This window comes from endosymbiont of Riftia pachyptila (vent Ph05) (assembly GCF_000224455.1).
Classification (GTDB): Bacteria; Pseudomonadota; Gammaproteobacteria; order Chromatiales; family Chromatiaceae; genus Endoriftia; species Endoriftia persephonae.
The window spans coordinates 20,719-42,336 of record NZ_AFOC01000016.1; the positions used below are offsets into that span (position 1 = coordinate 20,719).

General features: G+C 60.1%; 22 protein-coding genes, 1 tRNA gene and 1 pseudogene. 7 read left to right on the forward strand and 17 right to left on the reverse strand.

Annotation, left to right across the window (positions count from 1 at the left end):
* The first annotated feature begins 8 nt into the window (after positions 1–8).
* Both tldD and pmbA read left to right on the forward strand, forming a co-directional pair.
* Complete coding sequence (gene tldD, locus RIFP1SYM_RS04030; RefSeq protein WP_006474653.1) at positions 9–1,451, forward strand: metalloprotease TldD; 1,443 nt, start codon at positions 9–11, stop codon at positions 1,449–1,451.
* A 56-nt stretch (positions 1,452–1,507) separates the two neighbouring features.
* Positions 1,508–2,842 carry a metalloprotease PmbA gene (gene pmbA, locus RIFP1SYM_RS04035; protein ID WP_006474655.1) on the forward strand — a complete coding sequence of 445 codons (1,335 nt, stop codon included), beginning with the start codon at positions 1,508–1,510 and terminating at the stop codon, positions 2,840–2,842.
* Between the two features lie 337 nt (positions 2,843–3,179).
* On the opposite strand, the pseudogene mgtE reads toward pmbA, so the two are convergent.
* From mgtE to RIFP1SYM_RS04110, 16 genes and pseudogenes are all read right to left on the reverse strand, one after another.
* A pseudogene (gene mgtE, locus RIFP1SYM_RS04040) lies at positions 3,180–4,542 on the reverse strand (magnesium transporter).
* A 115-nt stretch (positions 4,543–4,657) separates the two neighbouring features.
* Positions 4,658–5,086 (reverse strand): putative PEP-binding protein, encoded by a 429-nt coding sequence (locus RIFP1SYM_RS17325; RefSeq protein WP_005959853.1) that lies wholly within the window; start codon positions 5,084–5,086, stop codon positions 4,658–4,660.
* Positions 4,968–6,395: a phosphoenolpyruvate--protein phosphotransferase gene (locus RIFP1SYM_RS04045; protein WP_005959854.1), complete on the reverse strand. Its 1,428-nt coding sequence runs from the start codon at positions 6,393–6,395 to the stop codon at positions 4,968–4,970. Before RIFP1SYM_RS04045 ends, RIFP1SYM_RS17325 begins: the two co-directional genes overlap by 119 nt.
* Positions 6,392–6,661, reverse strand: a complete 270-nt coding sequence (locus tag RIFP1SYM_RS04050) for an HPr family phosphocarrier protein (protein ID WP_005959855.1) — start codon at positions 6,659–6,661, stop codon at positions 6,392–6,394. The genes RIFP1SYM_RS04045 and RIFP1SYM_RS04050 overlap by 4 nt, the downstream gene beginning before the upstream one ends.
* Positions 6,658–7,071: a PTS sugar transporter subunit IIA gene (locus tag RIFP1SYM_RS04055; RefSeq protein ID WP_005959856.1), complete on the reverse strand. Its 414-nt coding sequence runs from the start codon at positions 7,069–7,071 to the stop codon at positions 6,658–6,660. Before RIFP1SYM_RS04055 ends, RIFP1SYM_RS04050 begins: the two co-directional genes overlap by 4 nt.
* Positions 7,068–7,922, reverse strand: coding sequence for an RNase adapter RapZ (rapZ, locus tag RIFP1SYM_RS04060; RefSeq protein ID WP_039959703.1), 855 nt, complete (start codon positions 7,920–7,922; stop codon positions 7,068–7,070). Before rapZ ends, RIFP1SYM_RS04055 begins: the two co-directional genes overlap by 4 nt.
* An 85-nt stretch (positions 7,923–8,007) precedes the next feature.
* Positions 8,008–8,985: an HPr(Ser) kinase/phosphatase gene (gene hprK, locus RIFP1SYM_RS04065; protein WP_005959858.1), complete on the reverse strand. Its 978-nt coding sequence runs from the start codon at positions 8,983–8,985 to the stop codon at positions 8,008–8,010.
* The gene (gene ptsN / locus RIFP1SYM_RS04070) at positions 8,982–9,452 is read right to left on the reverse strand and encodes a PTS IIA-like nitrogen regulatory protein PtsN (RefSeq protein WP_005959859.1); all 471 of its coding nucleotides are present in this window, start codon (positions 9,450–9,452) and stop codon (positions 8,982–8,984) included. Before ptsN ends, hprK begins: the two co-directional genes overlap by 4 nt.
* Before the next feature lie 17 nt (positions 9,453–9,469).
* Positions 9,470–9,799 (reverse strand): ribosome hibernation promoting factor, encoded by a 330-nt coding sequence (gene hpf / locus RIFP1SYM_RS04075; protein WP_006474662.1) that lies wholly within the window; start codon positions 9,797–9,799, stop codon positions 9,470–9,472.
* A gap of 64 nt (positions 9,800–9,863) precedes the next feature.
* Complete coding sequence (locus RIFP1SYM_RS04080) at positions 9,864–11,339, reverse strand: RNA polymerase factor sigma-54 (RefSeq protein ID WP_005959861.1); 1,476 nt, start codon at positions 11,337–11,339, stop codon at positions 9,864–9,866.
* A gap of 164 nt (positions 11,340–11,503) precedes the next feature.
* Positions 11,504–12,229 (reverse strand): LPS export ABC transporter ATP-binding protein, encoded by a 726-nt coding sequence (gene lptB / locus RIFP1SYM_RS04085; protein ID WP_005959862.1) that lies wholly within the window; start codon positions 12,227–12,229, stop codon positions 11,504–11,506.
* Entirely contained in the window at positions 12,226–12,711 is a 486-nt protein-coding gene (gene lptA, locus RIFP1SYM_RS04090) for a lipopolysaccharide transport periplasmic protein LptA (RefSeq protein WP_139042058.1), read from the reverse strand. The genes lptB and lptA overlap by 4 nt, the downstream gene beginning before the upstream one ends.
* A gap of 4 nt (positions 12,712–12,715) precedes the next feature.
* Positions 12,716–13,279 carry an LPS export ABC transporter periplasmic protein LptC gene (gene lptC, locus RIFP1SYM_RS04095; RefSeq protein WP_005959864.1) on the reverse strand — a complete coding sequence of 188 codons (564 nt, stop codon included), beginning with the start codon at positions 13,277–13,279 and terminating at the stop codon, positions 12,716–12,718.
* A gap of 6 nt (positions 13,280–13,285) precedes the next feature.
* Positions 13,286–13,807 (reverse strand): 3-deoxy-manno-octulosonate-8-phosphatase KdsC, encoded by a 522-nt coding sequence (kdsC, locus tag RIFP1SYM_RS04100; RefSeq protein ID WP_005959865.1) that lies wholly within the window; start codon positions 13,805–13,807, stop codon positions 13,286–13,288.
* A gap of 201 nt (positions 13,808–14,008) precedes the next feature.
* Positions 14,009–15,007 carry a KpsF/GutQ family sugar-phosphate isomerase gene (locus RIFP1SYM_RS04105; protein ID WP_005959866.1) on the reverse strand — a complete coding sequence of 333 codons (999 nt, stop codon included), beginning with the start codon at positions 15,005–15,007 and terminating at the stop codon, positions 14,009–14,011.
* A gap of 47 nt (positions 15,008–15,054) precedes the next feature.
* Positions 15,055–16,020, reverse strand: a complete 966-nt coding sequence (locus RIFP1SYM_RS04110; RefSeq protein ID WP_005959867.1) for a calcium/sodium antiporter — start codon at positions 16,018–16,020, stop codon at positions 15,055–15,057.
* A gap of 349 nt (positions 16,021–16,369) precedes the next feature.
* Here RIFP1SYM_RS04110 and rplM point away from each other — a divergent pair, with 349 nt between their 5' ends.
* The 4 genes from rplM (at position 16,370) to RIFP1SYM_RS04130 (ending at position 18,881) form a co-directional block, all read left to right on the forward strand.
* The gene (rplM, locus tag RIFP1SYM_RS04115; protein WP_039959702.1) at positions 16,370–16,798 is read left to right on the forward strand and encodes a 50S ribosomal protein L13; all 429 of its coding nucleotides are present in this window, start codon (positions 16,370–16,372) and stop codon (positions 16,796–16,798) included.
* Between the two features lie 26 nt (positions 16,799–16,824).
* A complete protein-coding gene (rpsI, locus tag RIFP1SYM_RS04120) occupies positions 16,825–17,214 on the forward strand; it encodes a 30S ribosomal protein S9 (protein WP_005959869.1) in 390 nt (129 codons plus the stop codon).
* A 40-nt stretch (positions 17,215–17,254) separates the two neighbouring features.
* Positions 17,255–17,328, forward strand: a tRNA-Gln gene (locus RIFP1SYM_RS04125).
* Between the two features lie 596 nt (positions 17,329–17,924).
* Positions 17,925–18,881 (forward strand): porin, encoded by a 957-nt coding sequence (locus RIFP1SYM_RS04130; protein ID WP_005959870.1) that lies wholly within the window; start codon positions 17,925–17,927, stop codon positions 18,879–18,881.
* 121 nt (positions 18,882–19,002) lie between these two features.
* On the opposite strand, the gene rpiA is transcribed toward RIFP1SYM_RS04130, so the two are convergent.
* Complete coding sequence (gene rpiA / locus RIFP1SYM_RS04135; RefSeq protein WP_005959871.1) at positions 19,003–19,659, reverse strand: ribose-5-phosphate isomerase RpiA; 657 nt, start codon at positions 19,657–19,659, stop codon at positions 19,003–19,005.
* Between the two features lie 245 nt (positions 19,660–19,904).
* Between rpiA and ilvA the strand changes: the two genes are divergently transcribed.
* The gene (ilvA, locus tag RIFP1SYM_RS04140) at positions 19,905–21,425 is read left to right on the forward strand and encodes a threonine ammonia-lyase, biosynthetic (RefSeq protein WP_005959872.1); all 1,521 of its coding nucleotides are present in this window, start codon (positions 19,905–19,907) and stop codon (positions 21,423–21,425) included.
* Positions 21,426–21,618 lie beyond the last annotated feature (193 nt).

A 21,618-nucleotide genomic window follows, 5' to 3' on the forward strand; every position in this document is an offset into this window, starting at 1 on the left:
GGAGAAGCATGTCTGAACTGATTCAAATCGCCAACCAGTCGATCCTCGAACCTGCCGGCCTGGCCGAGCGGGATCTCGAACGGATGCTGGCAGAGCTGAGCGGCAGCGGCGTGGATGCCGCTGACATCTACTTTCAGTCGAGCCGACTGGAGTCCTGGGTGCTGGAGGATGGGCTGATCAAGGAGGGCGCCCACAACATCTCCCAGGGTGCAGGCATCCGCGCCATCAGCGGAGAGAAGACCGGCTTTGCCTACTCCGATGAGCTGCAGTTTCCGGCTCTGATTAATGCCGCCAAGGCGGCCCGGGCGATCGTGCGCAGCGGCACCGAGGGCTCGGTGAAGGTCAGCAGTGTGCCGGTGTCGCGGCAGCTCTATGCGCCGATCAATCCGCTGCCGAGCCTCAGCGAGGCAGAGAAGATCGATCTGCTGCGGCGGGTCGATGCCGAGGCGAGGAAGCAAGATCCGCGGGTCAAGCAGGTGATCGTCAGCCTGGTGGGGGCCCACGACGTGGTGATGGTGGCCGATCTCGAGGGTCGCCTGAACGCAGACGTGCGGCCGTTGGTCAGGCTCAATGTGCACGTCATCGTCGAGCAGGGCGAGCGTCGCGAGCAGGGCTCCAGCGGTGGCGGCGCCCGCGCTAGTTTCCAGTTCCTGCTGGATGAGGAGCGCGCGCTTGGTTACGCCCGTGAGGCGGTGCGCCAGGCGCTGGTTAACCTGGAGGCGGTGGCCGCGCCGGCCGGCGTCCTGCCGGTGGTGCTCGGTCCTGGCTGGCCCGGGGTGTTGCTGCACGAGGCAGTGGGCCACGGTCTGGAGGGGGATTTCAATCGCAAGGGCACCTCCGCCTTCAGCGGTCGGCTTGGCGAACAGGTCGCCTCCAGCTGTTGCACGGTCGTGGACGATGGCACCCTGCCGGGGCGGCGCGGCTCGCTCTCCATCGATGACGAGGGGGTGGAGAGCCAGAACACGGTGCTGATCGAAAACGGTATCCTCAAGGGCTATATGCAAGATCGCCACAACGCCCGCCTGATGGGGGTGGAATCGACCGGCAACGGCCGACGCGAATCCTACGCCCATCTGCCGATGCCGCGCATGACCAACACCTATATGCTGCCCGGTGAGCACGATCCGCAGGAGATCATCGCCTCGGTGGAGCGGGGGCTGTATGCGGTCAACTTCGGTGGCGGCCAGGTGGACATCACCTCAGGGCGCTTTGTGTTCTCCGCCAGCGAGGCCTACCTGATCGAAAACGGCAAGGTGACCGTGCCAGTGAAGGGCGCCACCCTGATCGGCAACGGCCCGGAGGCGATGACCCGGATCAGCATGGTCGGCAACGACCTGGAGCTCGATCCAGGCATCGGAGTCTGCGGCAAAGAGGGGCAGAGTGTGCCGGTGGGCGTTGGCCAGCCGACCCTCAAGCTGGATGAGCTGACCGTGGGCGGGACCGGTACCTGAATGCAGTGCCAGCACTTGCCGATCCTATCGAAACAGACAGAATCAGATCTAAGCAGATGAATGATATTGAACAACGTCAGCAGCGCCTGGAAGCCACCGTCCAGGAGGTATTGGCCGAGGCCAAACGCCAGGGGGCCAGCGCCGCCGAGGCGGGTGTCAGCAGCGACGCGGGGCTCTCCCTGACGGTGCGCCTGGGTGAGCCGGAGACCATCGAGCACACCCGCGACAACGGCATGGGGGTGACCGTCTATTTCGGCCAGCGTAAGGGCTCCGCCAGTACCTCGGACATGAGTCCGGCGGCTCTGCGCGAGACAGTCAGTGCCGCCTGCAACTTTGCCCGCTACACCTCGAAGGATGAGTGCACCGGTCTGGCCGATGCCGAGCTGATGGCCAGCGAGCTGCCCGAGCTGGATCTCTGCCACCCTTGGGAGCTGCCGGTGGAGCAGGCGATCGAGATCGCCTTGGCCTGCGAGAATGCCGCCCGCCAGCGCGACCCGCGCATCAGCAACTCCGAGGGGGCGAGCCTCGATAGCCAGCTGGGGGTGCAGGTCTACGGCAACAGCCATGGCTTTATCGGCGGCTACGCCGGCACCCGCCACAGCCTCAGCTGCGCGGTGGTGGGGGAGCAGGATGGCGAGATGCAGCGCAACTATTGGTACACCCTGGCCCGCGATGCCACCCAGCTCGATTCCCCCCAGCAGGTCGGCGAGACAGCCGCCGATCGCACCCTGGCGCGACTTGGGGCGCGGCGTATCCCGACCCAGCAGGCTGCGGTGCTGTTTCAGGCCGACGTGGCGGTGGGGCTGCTGCGCAGCTTCATCGGCGCGATCCGCGGCTCGGCGCTCTATCGTAAGGCGAGTTTCCTGCTCGATCATCTCGATCGCCAGGTCTTTCCAGAGAATATCCGTATCCATGAACTGCCCCGCTTGCGTGGCGGTCTCGCTAGCAGCGCCTTCGACAACGAGGGCGTCGCTACCCGCGAGCGGGACTTCGTCAGCGATGGCATCCTGCGCAGCTACGTGCTCGACAGCTACGCGGCGCGCAAGCTGGGGATGCAGACTACCGGCAATGCCGGCGGCGTGCGCAACCTGCGCATTAGCAGCGGTAGCCTGGATCGGCAGGGACTGCTGCAGAAGATGGATACGGGCCTGCTGGTCACCGAGCTGATGGGGCAGGGTGTCAACACCGTTACCGGCGACTACTCGCGCGGTGCTGCCGGCTTCTGGGTCGAGGGCGGAGTGATCCAATACCCGGTAGAGGAGATCACCATCGCCGGCAACCTGCGGGAGATGTTCATGGGGTTGCTGGAGGTGGGTACCGATGTAGAGACCCGCACCTCGGTACAGAGTGGCTCCTGGCTGATTGAGCGGATGATGATCGCCGGCGAATAGCAAAAACGATAATCAAATAGCCCGGTTTGGGATACTGGAGTGCCGGGTTGCTTGGGATGGGTTGAGCTGCTGCCTGCCCGATAACGGATCAGGAAAGATCACAGGAGGACAGGGATGTTTGAATCAGTCCTCGAGATCGCGATTTATCGATCAGGGCTGTGGGTCAGCTATTACATCTTTCGCAGTCTACTGCCGAGGCCGGGCGATGGCGTGTTGTCACGGGGTTTGATTGCCTTTTAATGATGCTGGCACTGGTCCTCTTCAAGGGCCGCTATCTGTAGGGCGGTTTGTCAGAGATCACACTCCGCTGTTCCCGGCTCGGCTGGCTGTCGCCCGCTCAGAGCAGATAGATTGTCGCCAACCCGAGAAACGCCAGGAATCCCACTACATCGGTGACGGTGGTGAGTAGTACGCCGCCGGCTAGCGCTGGGTCGATGCCGAGTTTCTCCAGAGCAATCGGCAGTATCGCCCCGGCCAGGGCGGCGAAGATCAGGTTGATGGTCATCGCCGCGGCAATCAGCAGCGCGATGCTGCTGTCATTAAACCAGAGGCCGGCGGCCACCCCCACCACCACCGCCCAGATGGCGCTGTTGATGGTGCCCACCGCCAGTTCCTTGGCCAGCAGCCAGCGGGCATTTTTGTGGGAGAGCTGCCCTAGCGCCAGGCCACGGATCGCCAGGGTCAGGGTCTGGGTGCCGGCAATGCCGCCCATGCTGGCGACGATCGGCATTAGCACCGCCAACGCCACGATCTGGTCGAGGGTCGCCTCGAACTGACGGATCACCCAAGAAGCGAGGAAGGCGGTAAGCAGGTTGACGCCGAGCCACAGCGCGCGGCGCTTGGCGCTGACCATCACCGGTGCAAACATATCCTCGTCTTCAGAGAGGCCGGCCTGGCCCATGAACTGGTGCTCCCCCTCCTCACGGATCACGTCGACCACGTCGTCGATAGTGATACGGCCGAGCAGTCGGCCGTTCTCGTCCACCTACCGGCGCCGAGATCAGGTCGTGCTGTTCAAAGCGGTTGGCCACCTCGCGTTTGCTCCAGTGAGCCGGGATCGGCTGCATGTCGAGGGACATCACCTCGGCCACGCTGTCGTCCAGATCGTGGGTGAGGATAGTGGAGAGGTGCAAAACGCCGAGGTAACGATGGTCGCGATTGACCACGAATACTTTGTCGGTGTCCCGTGGTACATGCTCGCCGATGTGGCGCAGGTAGCGCTGCACCACGTCGAGGGTGACCTCGGCGCGTACCGTCACGGTATCGACGTTCATCAGGCCGCCAGCGCTCTCTTCGGGGTAGGCGAGTACCGTCTCGAGACGTTCCCGGTGTTGCTGATCGAGGGAGTCGAGCACCTCCCAGGTGATGTGGCGCGGCAGTTCCTTGACCAGGTCAGCCAGATCGTCGGTGTCGAGGCCAGCGGTGGCGGCCACCAGCTCAGCGGAGTCCATGCGGCTGATCAGATCGTCGCGAACCTCATCGGTGACCTGTAGCAGGATCTCGCCATCGGTGGTGTCATCGAGCAGCTCCCAGACGATCTCGCGTTGTGGCAGCGGCAGCGACTCCAGCAGGTGTGCCACCTCGGCGGGACGCAACGCATTCAGCATGCGCGCCGCCTGCTGTAGCGCGCCACTATCGAGCACGTCCTGCAGGAACAGCAGGCGGTTGTTGTCTGAATTGTTCTGCAGGCTTGGTGGCATGAGGACGTCAGCTCGGGCTGGAGGCTAGATCAATCCGGATGACCCGGAAGGCCGGGGCGCAGTTTAACAAGGGCCGTCGCGGGGTGAAACCTTACAAATAGAAGGTGTATCTGAGCTAGTGAAACAGTTCTGCGAAGAGGGTGGCGGCTGGTTTGCTGTGCATCTGCTGCAGAAATGCCTGGGCCTGGCGGGTGAGGCGCGGCAGATCGCTGGCGCGGACGACCTGGCGGGTCTCTAGCAGGGCGCCGGGTTGCATGCTCAGCTCGCGCAGTCCCATGCCGAGCAGTAGCTGGGTGAACAGCGGGTCGCCAGCCATCTCGCCGCACATACTGATCGGGATGCCAGCGTTATTGGCGGCGTGGATGGTCATCTGGATCAGTTGCAGCACCGATGGGTGGAGCGGGTCGAACAGGTAGTTGACCGACTCATCCATGCGGTCCACCGCTAGGGTGTACTGGATCAGGTCGTTGGTGCCGATGGAGAGGAAGTCGAGCTGGCGAGCGAAGCTGGCGGCGGCAATGGCAGCGGCGGGAATTTCGATCATGCCGCCGACCAGGCATTGTCGCGTTGAACCGCAAGCCCTCGCGGCTCAGCTCCTGCTTGGTCTGTTCGAGCAGCGCCAGGGTCTCCTGCAGCTCGGCGATGCAGGAGAGCATCGGGATCATCAGCCGCACCTGCCCCTCGGCGGAGGCGCGCAGGATTGCCCGCAGCTGCGGTAGAAACAGATCGGGCTCCTTCAGGCAGAGGCGAATGGCGCGCAGGCCGAGGGCAGGATTGTTGGAGGGTGGACAGTTGGGGTCGCTGCACTCGATGGTCTTGTCGGCGCCCAGGTCGAGGGTGCGGATGGTGAGGGGAGCGCCGTTGAGGCCATGCACCGCGCTCAGATAGGTTTCGAGCTGCTCCTCCTCGCTGGGCGGGGTGGTGCGGTTCATGTAGAGGAATTCAGTGCGGAACAGGCCGACGCCATCAGCGCGGTTGGCGAGGGTGGCGGTGATATCTTCCGGCAGCTCGATATTGGCCAGCAGCAGGATGCGCTGGCCGTCGCGGGTGATCGCGGGCAGATCGAGGTTGCGCCGCAGCTCAGCCTCGCGGGCCGCCTGGGCGATGATGCGCTGCTGGTAGTGCTGCAGGATCTCCCGGGTGGGGTCAGCAAGTACCACGCCGGCCTCGCCGTCGACGATCAGGGTTTCGCCGGCGCGCAGCAGTTGACTGGCGTGGTGCACGCCGAGCACTGCGGCGATGCCGAGGCTGCGGGCGAGGATCGCAGTGTGTGACAGTGGTCCGCCATACTCGGTGACAAAGGCGATCACGCCGCGGTTTTTCAGCATGATGATGTCGGCTGGGGTCAGATCCCGCGCCACCACGATGTGGTTGGTCAGGTCGCTCGGCGCCTCATCCCGTCCGGTACCCTGCTGCAAGGCGATCTGGATCTGTCCCACCACATGCTCGACATCGTCCCTGCGGGTGCGCAGGTAGGGGTCGTCCATCTCGTCGAAGACCCGCACCAGCTCGTTGCGGCGGCGCTGCAGCGCCCACTCGGCGGCGTACTGGTGAGTGCGGATCAGCTCGATCGGGGCCTGGCTGATGGCGCTGTCGTCGAGCATCAGCAGATGGGTGTCGATAAATGAGGAGATGTCCTCCGCGGTGCCGGTGGGGAGGTGCTGGCGCACGGCGCGCAGTCGGTCACGGGCGGTATTGAGCGCCTTGCGGAAGCGTTCTACCTCGGCTTCGACCATCTCCTCGGGGATCAGTCGCGGTGCGATATCGAGTGGCCCGCGCTGCAGCAGGAAGGCGGCGCCTATGGCCACCTGGCGGGTGGTGCTGATGCCGATGCCGTGACTGGAGAAGGTCACTCACTCTCCCCGAACCGCTCATTGATCAGTAACTCCAGAGCGGCTATCGCCTCTGTCTCGTCCTCGCCGTTGACCTCGACCTCCAGCGCGGTGCCCTGGCTGGCGGCGAGCATCATCACCCCCATGATGCTCTTGCCGTTGACCCGCTGGCCGTTGCGCAGCAGCTGGATGCTACTGCCGTAGCGGCTGGCGCAGTTGACCAGCTTGGCGGCGGCACGGGCGTGCAGACCAAGGCGGTTGATGATGGTGATCTCCTTGTGGATCATTGATTGGGGTTCTCCGGCTTGCGCTCGGGGCAGCAAACGATGCCGTCGATGCCGCCGCTGACCGCCTTTCTGGTCAGCTCTTTGAGGTTCATGGTAGCGTAGTTGAAGACGCGCACCAGCATCGGTAGATTGATCCCGGCGATCACCTGCACCTGGTCTTCACGGCGCAGTTTGTAGGCGATGTTGCTGGGGGTGGAGCCGTACATGTCGGTGAGGATCAGCACCCCGTCGCCCTGGTTGAGCTGCTGTATCAGCTGCTGTGCGCGCTGCCGCATAGCGTCGGGATCGCTCTCGGTGCCGACCTCGAGGGTGGCGGTGGCGAGCGGGCAGACCTCCATCATGTTGGTGGTGGTCTTGAGCAGCGCACGGCCGATCTCGTTGTGGGTGATGATCAGCAGGCCGATGCTCATGACAGTTCCCGATGGCGGCTCAGCACGTTGCGCCCCTGTTGTTTGAAGTGGCGGTAGAGCTGATCGGTGATGTAGACCGAGCGGTGTTGACCGCCGGTGCAGCCGATGGCGATGGTTAGGTAGCTGCGGCCATCGGCCTCGAAGCGGGGGATCCAAGATTCGAGGAAGCGGGTCAGATCCGCCTGCATCTGGCTGCTCTCCTCGCTGCTTTCGAGAAAATTGGCGACCGGGCCGTCGAGGCCGGTGAGTGGCCGCAACTCGGTCTGCCAGTGGGGGTTAGGCAGGCAGCGCACGTCGAAGACAAAATCCACGTCCCGCGGCACACCGTGTTTGAAGCCAAACGATTCAAACAGCAGGGAGACCTGGCGGCTGCCTCCGGTGACTCGGCCGCGGATCAGGTCGCGCAGTTCATGCAAGTTGGTGTGGGTGGTGTCGATGCGCAGGTCGGCGGTGCTGGCGAGGGGTTCGAGCACCTCCTGCTCTTGGCGGATCGCCTCGTCGAGTGAGTGGTCGTCGTCGGAGAGCGGGTGTTTGCGGCGAGTCTCGCTGAAGCGCTTGATCAGGGTCTCCTGTTGCGCCTCAAGGAAGATCATCTCGCAGTCGATGCCCTGCTCGCGCATCTTGGCGACCATCTCAGGCAGTTTGGCAATGTGAGATGGCTGGCTGCGGGCGTCGATGCCGACTGCAGTATGGCGGAAAATCGGCTCTGGGTCTTCCACCAGGTGGTTAGAGAAAGCCTCCAGCAGGCAGATCGGCAGGTTGTCGATACAGTAGTAGCCGAGATCCTCAAGGGTGTGCAGGGCGATGGTTTTACCCGACCCCGAGAGGCCGGTGATGATGAGCAGTCTAATACCGGTAGCCATGTTTCTTAACATCTGGAAATTTTGAATGGCAGGCGGCTAGGTTAGCGCAATCCGGGGCAATTTTGAAAAGGAGTTAGCCCTTTTCAGGTGGGCTAGCGGAACTCTGCTGGTTAGCTTCGATATAGCCGCGTTGGCGCTCGCTGAACTCTGCTGCCGCATCGTAGCCGGTGACCCGTAGCAGGTGTTGGCGCACCGCTGTCTCCGCCAGGATTGCAAGATTGCGACCAGCGGCCACTGGCAGGGTAGTCTGTGGAATTTCGACGCCGAGCAGGCGCTGGGTTGAATGGCTGCCTTCGAGTCGGTCCAGGTGTGAGAGTTCCTGTTCATTCATCTGCTGCAGATCGATGATCAAGTGGAGGTTTTTGACCGGCTTCACCGCGCTGTTGCCAAACATGGCGCGAACGTTGAGCAGTCCCAGTCCGCGTACCTCGAGAAAATCCTGCAGCACCGGTGGGCAGCGTCCCTGCAGGGTGTGGGCGTTGATGCGAGTGAACTCGGTGATATCGTCGGCGATCAAGCGATGTCCGCGAGAGATCAGCGCCAGCGCCAGTTCGCTCTTGCCGATTGAGGCATCGCCGCTGAGCAGCACCCCTTTACCCAGCACCTCGATGAACACGCCATGGATGTTTTTGGGCTCGGCATGGGAGGGCTGGGCCTGCTGGAAAGACGGCTGGAGATGCGCCAGTAGGCGCTGGATAACCTGGGCGTCGGGTTCGCTTGTATAGATGATTGGGGTGTTGCTGTCGGCGGCGAGGGTGCGGCAGGCGTCGGTGGGGACTAAGCCGTCGGTAAAGATCAGGGCAGCCGGGCGGCTGGCAAACAGCAGTTCAAGGTAGTGGCGGTAGCCCTTGCTGCCGAGGGACTCGAGCAGATGACGCTCAGGCGGGCCGATCACCTGGATCGGCTGTGGGCGGGCCAGGTTGAGCGGCCCCACCAGGGGGGCGTCGCCCTCTGCCTGGATGGCCCGTTCCTCACCATCGCTGTACCAGGTGAGATTGAGTTCCGCACTCAGCTGGGCGAACAGTTCGCGGATGGTGGTGGCGGGTGTCATTGCTGGCTGGGTTCGGGGCTTGGCTGCTGGATCAGCTCGATCACCTCGTCTGGGCTGCGGCACTGGCGCAGACGATCGCAGAATGTCTTATCTCCGAACAGGCTGGCGAGCTTCGACAGTAGCTGTAGATGCTCCTCGGTGGCTTCCTCGGGTACCAGCATGGCGAAGGCGAGGTCGACCGGCTGGTTGTCGATGGCGTCGAAGTCGACCCCCTGGGTGGTCTGGATGAAGGCACCGACCGCTCGCTTGATCTGTGCCATGCGGGCGTGGGGGAGGGCGATGCCCCGCCCCAGCCCCGTGCTGCCAAGGCGCTCCCGTTGTAGCAGGGCATCGAACACCATGTCCTGGCTAAGCCCGGAATCGGTGGCGGCGAATAGCCCGCCAAGCATCTCCAGGCTGCGTTTTTTACTGCTGATTTCGACGCCGCACAGGATACGCTGTGGGTCGATGAACCCTTCGGGAAACATCTTGGCCTTGTCCCTGTTCAGGGCTGCTCTGCGTCAGCGTACTTGTTGATGTTATTGCCACGATGGCTTTGCAGCTTCTCTTTATGCTTGATGACCTGTCGGTCGAGCTTGTCGATCAGTGCGTCGATGGCCGCGTACATGTCCTCTTGGACCGAGTCGGCAAACACGTTGCCGCCGTTGAGGTGGAGGGTGGCTTCCGCTTTCTGCCTGAGTTTCTCTACGCTGAGGATCACATGCACATTGGTGACGTTGTCGAAATGGCGCTCCAAGCGCTCAAACTTGCTGTCAACATAGTTACGCATCGAATCGGTGATATCGATATGGTGACCGGTCAGGTTGATTTGCATAATTAACTCCTGTTTCGGGAGGGATGCGCCGGAGATGCGGAGCATCCTCTTATTTGTCTGGTTGTCACACCAGACGCTTTCGCTCATTCGATGGGGGTATGCCCATCGATTCGCGGTATTTGGCCACAGTGCGGCGGGCGACATTGATACCCTGCTCGCTGAGTATCGTGGCAATCTTGTTGTCGCTGAGCGGCTTGTTGGGTGTTTCGGCGGCAACCAGTTTCTTAATGATGGCACGTATTGCGGTAGCCGAGCACTCGCCGCCGACACTGGTACTGACATGGCTGGAGAAGAAATATTTGAACTCCAGGGTGCCGCGGGGCGTGTGCATATATTTCTGGGTGGTAACCCGGGAGATGGTCGATTCGTGCATCTCCAGGGCTTCGGCGATGTCGCGCAGCACCAGCGGTTTCATCGCCTCCTCGCCATGTTCAAAAAAGGCCTGCTGGTATTCGACGATCTTGCTGGCGACCCGCAGGATGGTTTCGTTGCGGCTCAGCAGGCTCTTCAGGAACCAGCGCGCCTCCTGCAGGTGGTTCTTCAGGAAGGTATTGTCGTCGCTCTGATCGGCGCGGCGGATCAGTTTGGCGTATTCGGCGTTGACCCGCAGGCGTGGCATGGTCTCCGGGTTGAGCTCCACATGCCAGCTGTTGTTGCGCTTGGTGACAAACACCTCTGGGATGACATACTCCGGCTCGGTATCGGCAATCAGGGTGCCGGGGCGCGGGTGGAGTGAGCGGATCAGCTGGTTGATCGCCGACAATTCATGGTCATCGATCTTCATCTTGCGCTTGATCTGCGCCTGGTCCTGGGCCGCCAGCAGCTTAAAATGTGTGCTACACAGCTGGATCGCCTGCTCCAGATAGGCAGTCTCCGGGGGCAGCTGATCGAGCTGGATCAGCAAGCACTCCTGCGGGCCGCGGGCGGCGATACCGGGGGGGTCGAAGGCCTGAACGCGGTGCAGCACTGCCTCCACATCCTCTAGGGTCACCTCCTCCAGATCGACCGTGGAGTGGATCTCCTCGATGCTGGCCTGCAGATAGCCGTCGGGGCTGATGCTGTCGATGATGGTCAGCGCGATCGCCTGGTCCGAGGGGCAGAGGCGGGTCAGGTTGAGTTGCCACAGCAGGTGGTCCTGCAGTGAATCAGATTTGCTGCGCTGGCTGAGGAAGTCGGTATCGCTGCCCTCGCCGCCGGCGGGAGCTGGTGGCGAGTAGCTGTCGTAGACATCGCTCCACTCGGTGTCGACCGGGAGATCCTCGGGCATCTCGGGGCTGTCGGTCTTGACCTCCCGTTCGTTGTTGATGTCGTTGCCATCCGCCGGAGTTTGCTGCGCGCTTTCGCTGCTGGGATTCTCCTTGCGCTCTGTGGCGGTTTGCTCAAACTCCTCTTCGGCTTCCAGCATCGGGTTGGTGTCGAGGGCCTCCTGTATCTCCTGATTGAGATCGAGCGCGGAGAGCTGTAGCAGACGGATCGCCTGCTGCAGCTGAGGCGTCATGGTGAGGTGTTGGCCGAGTCGAAGCTGAAGTGTCTGCTTCATCTATCCATGGTCAAGTTGGTTCTCGTACGCAATTTATGTGCCTTTTCGGTTTCATTTTAGTCAAAAGCAATCGTAGGTGGAACCTCGGCTTGATCGAGAGTTGCCGTGGGTCATGTATTTGTAAACCGGCCCGGCAAAGGAGGTGCGGTCGGCCCTGCGCCATGCTACATGGTGAAGTTTTCGCCGAGATAGACGGCGCGCACCTCGGGGTGCTCAAGGATCGCCTCCGGGGTGCCCTCTTCGAGCACCTTGCCGTTGTTGATGATGTAGGCGCGGTTGCAGATGTCGAGGGTTTCGCGCACATTGTGGTCGGTGATGAGCACCCCGATATCACGCTCCTTGAGGTGGTTGATCACCGCTTTTATGTCGATGACGGCGAGCGGGTCGATGCCGGCGAAGGGCTCGTCGAGCAGCACGAAGCGGGGTTTGATGGAGAGCGCGCGGGCGATCTCCAGGCGGCGACGCTCGCCGCCGGAGAGGCTCATCGCCTGGCTGTTGCGCAGGTGGGTGATGCCGAACTCCTGCAGCAGTTGGTCGCAGCGCTTGTTGCGTGCGCTACGCGACAGTTCCTTGCGGCTCTCGAGGATGGCAAGGATGTTCTCCTCTACCGAGAGACGGCGGAACACTGAGGGCTCCTGGGCGAGGTAACTGATGCCGAGGCGGGCGCGGGTGTGCATCGGCAGGTCGGTGAGATCCTTTCCGTTAATGCGAACACTCCCACCGTCGGCGGGCACCAGGCCGACGATCATGTAGAAGCTGGTGGTCTTGCCAGCACCGTTTGGCCCAAGCAGTCCAACCACCTCGCCACTGGCGACCTCCAGGGAGATATCATCGACCACGCGCCGGCCACGGTACTGTTTGGCCAGGTTTTCGGCGTAGAGGCGTGTCATTGGTCGTGCTTTTGTGATTCGATCACCACCCGGACCCGCTGTTTGCCCTGTGCGCTGGCGCCGGCCTTGACCAGGCTGCGGCTGCGCAGGTAGGTGATGCGGTCGCTGCTGAACTCATCCTTGCCCTGCTGCAGTACTGCTTCGTCAAACAGGTAGATCTCATCTTTCTTGATGAAGTAGGTGATCTTTAGGGCGTGGCCGCGGGCCTCTTCGTGGCTCTTGTCCATCTGCTGGCGGAAGCGCACCGGCTTGCCGACGGCGACGATTTTTTCGGTTTCACCCTGGCGGCGGTGGATCCACATCTTGTCGGCCTCCAGACGCATGCTGCCCTGGCTGACCACCACGTTGCCGATGTAGACGCTGACGCCGCTGGCCTCGTCGATTTCCACGCTGTCGGCCTCAAGATAGATCGGTTGCTCCCGGTCACCGCTCAGTGCCCTGGCCTGCAACGGTAGCAGGAGTAGCAGAAGCAGAAGTGACACGCTGTTAATCGATTTCATGATAGCCACGTACCTCGGAGAGTAGCTTGATCTTAACCGGTTCCAGAAGTTGCCCTTGTAGCCCGACACCACGCAGCCAGTCGCCCTGGCTGGTAATCTGTACCCGCTGTTTGGTGCTGACATAGCCGCTGTCGGGATGGGCCCACAGGTCGCTGGTAGTGATCTGGTAGGGGCGTTTGCCGTTGCCCGCAGCGCGATCGATCTGTACCTCGCCGGGCATGAAGATCTTGTTGTTATCGCCGTAGAGGGTGGCGCTGGTTGCGGTGACTCTCCACGGCGCTGCGCCGGCTGCGTATTGCCAGAATATGGGGTGCTCGAGTTCGGTAGTGTCATCATCGGCGAAGTGGCGCATCGCTGCGCTTTTCAGACGATGCTGTGGCAGGCCATCCTGGTCGTATCTGACAGAGACCAGATCGCTGGCGTAGTAGTCGGGGTAGTGGAGTTCGGCCTGTTCCGGGCGGCTCTCCTGTTCGCCGATGTTGCTTAGCCACCAGCCAAAACCGGCGAGTGCGACGATCAGTAGCAGGCTGGTGAGCAGTGGATATTTCACAAGACGTCAGAGATAGCTCTGCAGGACACGCTGTAGATGCCCCTGGGCATCCATCAGCAGTTCGCAGACATCCCGTGCCGCGCCGCGACCGCCGGCATGCGGGGTCAGCCAGTGGGCGTGTTGAGTGACAAACGGGTGGGCGTCGTTGACCGCGATTGCCAGCCCTACCAGGCGCATGATCGGCAGATCCACCACATCATCTCCGACATAGGCGATCTCGGCATCGCTGAGGCCGAGTTTATCACGCAGCTCCTGGTAGGCGGGGCGCTTGTCGAGCTGGCCCTGGTAGACATGTTTGATGCCCAGGCTTTGCATTCGCAGGCGCACCACCTCGGAGCTGCGTCCGGTGATGATGCCTATCTCGATGCCGCTCTGCTGCAGCATCTTGATGCCGTGGCCGTCGCGGGAGTTGAAGGCTTTATACTCCTGGCCGTCGTCACCGAGGAACAGGCTGCCATCGGTGAGCACTCCGTCTACATCGAAGATGACCAGTCTGATCCTGCGCGCCTTTTCCTGAATGTCTTGCACCTGTTTTCTCCTTCAGGGAGCCGCTGACTGAATCATGGGCGGCAGCCTTGTGGTCCAAGTTCCCCGCTGCTGCGTTGTACCCCAAGGGCGTTCCTTGCGGGGCAGAATCTTGGCAATAGACCAGCTATTATCTGCAATTTCTGCTTGCAGCGGAAAATTTAGCCTCACAATCCTGCTCGCTCAGATTCATCCGGAGGCACCCTAAACGACGCCGGCTCGTAGCAGGTCGTGCATGTTGAATGCGCCGATCAGTCGCGCGGCAGCGTCGACCACAAAAAAACCGTTGATTTTCTTCTCATCCATGATCTGCAGTGCCTCTGCTGCCAGCATCTCGGCCGGCACGGTGGCACCGTGCGGGGTCATCACCTCCGACACCAGTGTATCGCGGATGTTCAGCGGTCTGTTCAGGGTGCGTCGCAGATCGCCGTCGGTGAAGATGCCAATCAGCCGTTGCTCGGCATCCACTACGGCGGTCATGCCAAGCCCCTTCTCTGACATCTCGATCAGCGCCTGCTGCAGGCTGGCGTTGGCGGCCACCTTCGGGATCGCCTGGTCGCGGTGCATGATATCGCCAACGTGCAACAGCAGGCGTCGCCCCAGGCTGCCGCCGGGGTGCGACAGGGCGAAATCCTCGGCGGTGAAGCCGCGTGTCTCAAGCAGCGCGACTGCGAGGGCGTCACCCATTACCAGCGCCACGGTGGTGCTGGCGGTAGGCGCCAGGCCGAGCGGGCAGGCCTCTTTGTCGACGCCGACATCGAGGTGCACGTTCGCCTCCCGTGCCAGGGTCGAGCTGGGGTTGCCGGTCATCGCGATTAGCGGTGCGCCGAGGCGTTTGATCAGTGGCAGGATGGTGAGCAGTTCGCCGGTCTCTCCGGAGTTAGAGAGGGCCAGCACTACGTCCTGTGGGGTGATCATGCCGAGGTCGCCGTGGCTCGCCTCGCCGGGGTGGACGAAGAAGGCGGGGCTGCCGGTGCTAGCAAGGGTGGCGGCGATCTTGCTGCCGATGTGCCCCGATTTGCCCATGCCAGTCACCACTACCCGGCCACGGCAGTCGAGGATGAAGGTGCAGGCGCGCTCGAAGGCGGTGTCGATGCGCCCGGCCAGTGCGGTCACTGCGTCGGCCTCGGTCTCGATCACTGCCAAGGCCAGCTGGCGCAGCTTTTCTGCATCCTCGCGGGGGAGCGGTCGATTGTCTCGCATACCTGATCCTGTTGGAAATCGTTCTGCTGTCTGCCGGTCGGGAGGGCTTATCGCAGGCTATTAAATATGAAGAGTTGATAGCCGACAAATGCCGCCACCAACAGCAAGCCTTCGAAGCGGGTGAGTCGGCCGTTCTTGCCAAAGCTGTAGCCCAGGGCGAACAGCGCCACGGTCAGGCCGAGCATCATCGGCTGATCGCGGGTCAGGGCGGCCGGGTCAAACGGGCCGGGGGCGAGTAGGCCGGGCAGGCAGAGTACCGCCAGCAGGTTGTAGAGGTTGGAGCCGACCACGTTGCCGATGGCCAGGTCGTCTTCGCCCTTGAGGGCACTGGTGATGCTGGCTGCCAGTTCCGGCAGGCTGGTGCCCAGGGCGACGATGGTGAGGCCGATCACCAGGTCGCTGATACCGAAGGCGGTGGCGATGTTGACCGCCCCCCACACCAGCATGCGTGAACTGATTAGGAGTGCCATCAGCCCCAGCGCGAGCCACAGCAGCGCCATCTTAGTGGGCATGTCGTGAGGGATTTCGGCGTCGAACTCGCCCACCATCGGATCACTGGCGGAGCCGGTCCTGGCGGTGTGGATCATCCAGGCAAGCAGCAACACCAGTCCGCCCAGCAGGATCATGCCATCAAACTGGCTCAGCTCGCCGTCGAGCATCAGTAGGAACGACAGTAGGCTGACCGCCAGCAGCACCGGGTATTCGCGCCTGAGTACGCCGGAGTGGACGGTGAGCGGCACAATCAGTGCGGTGACGCCGAGGATCAGTCCGATGTTGGCGATATTGGAGCCGAGTGCGTTGCCGATGGCGAGGCCCGGGTTGCCATCCAGGGTGGAGACGGCGGAGACGATGATCTCCGGGGCGGAGGTGCCGAAGCCGACGATGGTCAGGCCGATCAGCATGGGGGCGACGCCCAGGTTGCTGGCGAGGGCAGCTGCGCCTGAGACGAACCGGTCGGCGCCCCAGACGAGGATGGCAAGGCCGATGAAGATGGCGGTAAGGTCGAGCAGCATCTGTTTCTATAGTATTGAGGGTCGGGAGTGGAAATCAGTGGGGATTTTTCCAGACCCCGCAGGGAAAGTCCAAGCTGGCGGCTGCAGCTATCGGCAGGGGTGATAATTGTTGTCGTATTTGGGGTTGACGGGGCGGGCATTATAATTAGATAATTAGCAATGCTGATTTTGTGTATACGGAATCAGACTCCTCCATCCTCCTTTTGGTGGTTATTATTAAGGCGCAACGTCACTCGTTGCGCTTTTTTTTTGCGAAGGCAGAAGGATGGGGTTGTGTGGCGCGATATGTTGCTGTAAGATTCGCGCTCTTTTTCAGATGACAATTGTTTCTCCACTGGAGCAACTTGGAATGACAACCGTTAGTGCAAAGCCGGATGAGGTACGTCGTAACTGGTACCTGATCGATGCGACCGATAAGACCCTTGGTCGCTTGTCCAGCGAGATTGCGCGCCGCCTGCGCGGCAAGCATAAGCCGGAATACACGCCCCATGTGGATACTGGCGACTACATCGTTGTAGTCAACGCCGAGAAGATCCGTGTGACCGGCAACAAGCTGAAGGATAAGATGTATCACCATCACACGGGATACATTGGTAACCTGAAGTCCATCAGCCTTGAGAAACTGCTGCAGAAGGCGCCTGAAAGGGCGATTGAGCACGCAGTCAAAGGCATGATGCCCAAGAATACGCTGGGTCGCGCCATGTTCAAGAAGCTGCGTGTTTTCGCAGGCCCAGAACACCCACATCAGGCTCAGCAGCCACAGCCGCTGGAAGTCTGATAGCTAGAAGCCCAGGTATATATAGAATGTCAGAGACTCAAAACAGCACCGGGCGCCGCAAAAGCTCCGCCGCCCGCGTATTTCTCTCCGCTGGCAGCGGTAAGATCGTGGTCAACAATCGTCCGCTTGACGAATATTTTGGCCGTGAGACAGCGCGTATGGTGGTGCGTCAGCCGCTTGAGATGGCGGAGATGGCGGACAAGGTTGATGTGAAAGTAACTGTCCGCGGCGGTGGTACCACCGGCCAGGCAGGCGCTATCCGTCATGGTATCGCACGTGCCCTGAACTCTTATGATGAGTCTCTGCATGTCGCATTGCGCAAGGCGGGCTTTCTGACCCGTGATGCTCGTGCCGTCGAGCGTAAGAAGGTTGGTCTGCACAAGGCGCGTAAACGTCCGCAGTTCTCCAAGCGCTGATTTTTCAGCCCCCTTCTTCTGGGGGCTGCATTCCGTCTACTGGGGATTCGTCTAACGGCAGGACAGCGGACTCTGACTCCGTATGTGGAGGTTCGAATCCTCCATCCCCAGCCAACACCAAAAGCCCGCTTCGGCGGGTTTTTCTTGTCTGGCGTTATTAACCCGCCAATTTAGATATGACGCATGTATAGATCGGGCTGTGCCCGACATTATCTGTGATTTTAATTGCTTGCATGTGGTGGCCACGGGTTGTCTCTATATCCATGTTGCCTACATGGTTAATGGCTCAAGGCTATTATCCGCCTCGGAATCCCGTAAATATAGAGATGTAGGATGTGCTGAGCGTAGTGAGGCGCATCGGCTGTGATCGATGCGGATCGCTTGGTTTGCTGCATCCTGAGTTGCTGCGGGTCGCTTGCCAGGTGTGTGTGCTAGGGTTGGTGTTGGAGGGACTTGTGGGTTTTTGCGCCGGTTTTTTTGTTGGAATGCTTTCTTATGTCGATGAATATCTTTAGATATTTTATGCGGAATATTTGCTATCTAATTGATGTCCTTTGTTAAATAGCTCTTGGCATCTGGTTGTGTCTTTTTTGCAACAGCTGGATAAAAGTGTAGTAAAAAAGCAAAAAAAGCCTTGCATTCGGTTTTTTGTCGGCATAGTATTTCCCCACGCAAACAGTTTTTAACAACAACTCGCGGGAGTTATACAAATGAAGAAAGTCCTCTCTCTGGCTATCGCCGCTGCTCTGGTCGCTCCTATGGCTGCCATGGCTGACGCCACCGTTTACGGCAAGGTTCGTGTTGCCTCCACCAAGATCGATGCCGATGTTGCCGATTCTTGGGGCATGTACGACGAATCTTCCCGTCTGGGCATCAAGGGCTCTGAGGATCTGGGCGACGGCCTGAAAGCCATCTATAAGATGGAGTTCGGTGTTGCTACCGGTTCAGCTTTCGGCGGCCTGAGCGGTCGTAATGCCTATGTCGGTCTGGCTGGTGGTTTTGGTACCGCTCTGGCTGGCCGTCACGACACTCCTATGAAGATGTCCACCGGCAAGCTGGACCTGTTCGCCGACACCATTGGTGACAACGACATGGGCGGCACCCACATGGGCATCATTATGGATCGTCGTGTTGACGGCGCCATCGCCTATGTCTCTCCTTCCATGAGCGGCTTCACCGTTGCCGGTGCTGTAGTTCAGACCACTGCTACCGATGACTTCCAGGATGCCATCTCTGTGGCTGCCATGTACAGCAATGGTCCTTGGTACGGTTCCTTGGCCTACGAGGCGCTGGACGGCGATCTGACCGGCGGTAACGACGAGAAGCAGACCCGTATCGGTCTGGGCATGCTGGGCATGAGCGGTTTCTCCGCTACTCTGGTCTATGAGACGCGTAGTGATATCGGTGGTACTGCTGATTCCGATACCACTGCCTACACCCTCAACGGTGCCTACAAGATGGGTGCTCACACCATCAAGGCTGCTTACAACAGCATCGACGGTGATGGCGCTTCCAGTGGTGCTGACGCTGACGGTTACGCGCTGGGCTACCAGTTCAACTTCTCCAAGCGTACCGATGCCCAGGTGCTCTACACCAACAAGGACTTCGACGCGGCTACTGCCAACGACATGTCCAAGTTCAGCCTGCAGCTGAACACCAAGTTCTAAGTCTGACTTAGTCTTGTGTTGAAGACGGGGCCTTCGGGCCCCGTTTTTTATTGCCGCAAGATTGATTGGCGGACAAAAAAACCGGCGGGATGCGCCGGTTGCTCGGATTAGGCGTGGGCAGTCAGGCGGTAATTGTCTTTGTGCCCTCTTCGGTACCAAGGATCAGTACATCGGCCGGGCGTAGGGCGAAGATGCCAGCGGTGACCACCCCAGCGATGTTATTGATGCGCTGTTCCATCTCGATCGGCTTCATGATCTCCAGGTTGTGCACATCGAGGATGACATTGCCGTTATCGGTGATGAAGTCTTCGCGCCAAACCGGGGTGCCGCCGAGCTTGACCAGCTGACGTGCCACATGGCTGCGCGCCATCGGAATCACCTCAACCGGCAGCGGGAATCTGCCAAGAATGTCGACCAGCTTGCTGCCGTCGGCTATGCAGACGAACTTCTTGCTGGCACCGGCGACGATCTTTTCTCGGGTCAGCGCACCACCGCCGCCCTTGATTAGGGCGAGGTTGTGGTCGGATTCATCCGCGCCATCAACGTAGAGCTCGAGTTCGCCGGCGGCGTTCAGGTCCATCACCGGTATGCCGTGCGATTTCATGCGTTCGGTGGAGACTTCAGAGCTGGAAACGGCACCATCGATCTTGCTCTTGATGGTGGCCAGATAGTCAATGAAATGATTGACTGTTGATCCGGTGCCGACGCCGATGATACCTCCATCCACGTACTCCAGTGCGGCCTTGGCCGCGAGTTTTTTCATATCATCTGCATTCATTTAGGGGTCTCCTGTCGAGAGGCTAAAAGGTTGGGAGGCGGCAAAAACTGAGGTCTCCCTATAGGAGAGGGCGACTCAGCATTGGTCTGCCTGTATACGGTTCGACCATCTTGCCTGTAATCTGCTAGCACGAGGTTTGGCGCTTGTGTCATCTTGATCAGCGCTGTTGCTTGTGCAACTTTGGAAAAATATGATACCGGCGCAATCCTGCCATGTCAGGTGTGTTGTAGATTTGGAAGTAAATTATGCCTCAGAAATACATTGAGAGAATCCTGCGGGCGCGTGTCTATGATGTCGCCCAAGAGACCCCGCTGGAGAGAGCGAAGCTGCTGTCGTCCCGTTTGAACAACAGCGTGTTTCTTAAGCGGGAGGATCTGCAGCCGGTTTTTTCTTTCAAGCTGCGCGGGGCGTATAACAAGATTTTCAATCTGACTCCGAAGGAGCGGGAGCGCGGGGTGATTGCTGCTTCGGCGGGCAATCATGCACAGGGCGTGGCGCTCGCTGCACAAAAGTTGAATATTCAGGCATTGATCGTGATGCCACTAACGACCCCGCCGATAAAGGTGCAGGCGGTTAAAAACCTCGGTGCAAAGACGGTATTGATCGGTGATTCCTACGATGATGCCTATGCACACTCCCAGGAGCTTGTAAAAGAGAAGGGGTTAGTCTTTATCCATCCGTTTGATGATCCAGACGTGATTGCAGGGCAGGGGACGATTGCGATGGAAGTGCTTCGACAACATCCGCAACCGCCGGAGGCGATCTTTGTGCCGGTCGGTGGTGGTGGCCTGATCGCGGGAATTGGCGCCTATGTGAAGTATGTGCGTCCCGAGGTGAAGGTGATCGGTGTAGAGCCCAATGATGCACCGACGCTTTATAAAGCGCTAGAGGCTAATCGTCGGGTCACTCTCAAGCAGGTGGGGATTTTCGCTGATGGTGTGGCAGTCAGACAGATTGGCAAAGAGACCTTTCGCATCGCCAAGCAGGTAGTGGATGAGGTTGTGCTGGTCAGTTCAGATGAGATCTGTGCGGCCATCAAAGATATTTTTGATGATACGCGCGCGATTGCCGAGCCTGCTGGTGCGCTATCGGTTGCCGGCATGAAGGCCTATGTGAAGCAGCATGGGATAGAAGGTAAGTCGCTGGTAGCCATCGAGAGTGGCGCAAATATCAACTTTGATCGCTTGCGGCATGTGGCGGAGAGGGCTGAAGTGGGTGAGCGGCGCGAGGCGCTGTTTGCCGTCCAGATTCCTGAGCGTGCTGGGAGTTTTCTGCGTTTCTGCAAGATGCTTGGCAAGCGTAGCATCACCGAGTTCAACTACCGTTATTCCGATGCCACAACGGCACAGATCTTCGTTGGCATAGAATTATCAGGCGGCGACCAGGAGCGGGAGGATCTCCTGGAGCGGTTTCGTGGTAGTGGTTATGCTATCGTCGATATGACTGACAATGAGACGGCCAAGTTACATATTCGCTATATGGTGGGTGGGCATGCCCACGGTATAGTGGATGAGCAGTTAGTGCGATTCGAGTTTCCCGAGCGTCCTGGCGCGTTGCTGTTTTTTCTAAGCAGCCTTGGGCGCCGGTGGAATATCAGCCTGTTCCATTACCGCAATCATGGTTCTGCATTTGGGCGAGTGCTGATGGGCATACAAGTACCCACTCGTGAAAGGGCGGAGTTTAAGCGTCTGCTTAATGGCCTGGGTTATCCTTTTTGGAAGGAGACCGAGAATCCGGCCTATAGATTGTTCGCGGGGGTGGATTGAGCTTTCTGGCTTGCTCATCAGCCCCCCGTTTTAATGGGGGGCTATAGGCTGCCTGTGTGGATGTTGAGCCGCCACAGACTATCGGTTCTTTGCTGAAGCCTTTTTGCGAGGTTTTACTTTCCTCGGTTTGGAAAATCGTTGATCCGTTCCCTTCTTTGTCGCCTTCTTCTTAGCGCTTTTCTTTGCTACCTTC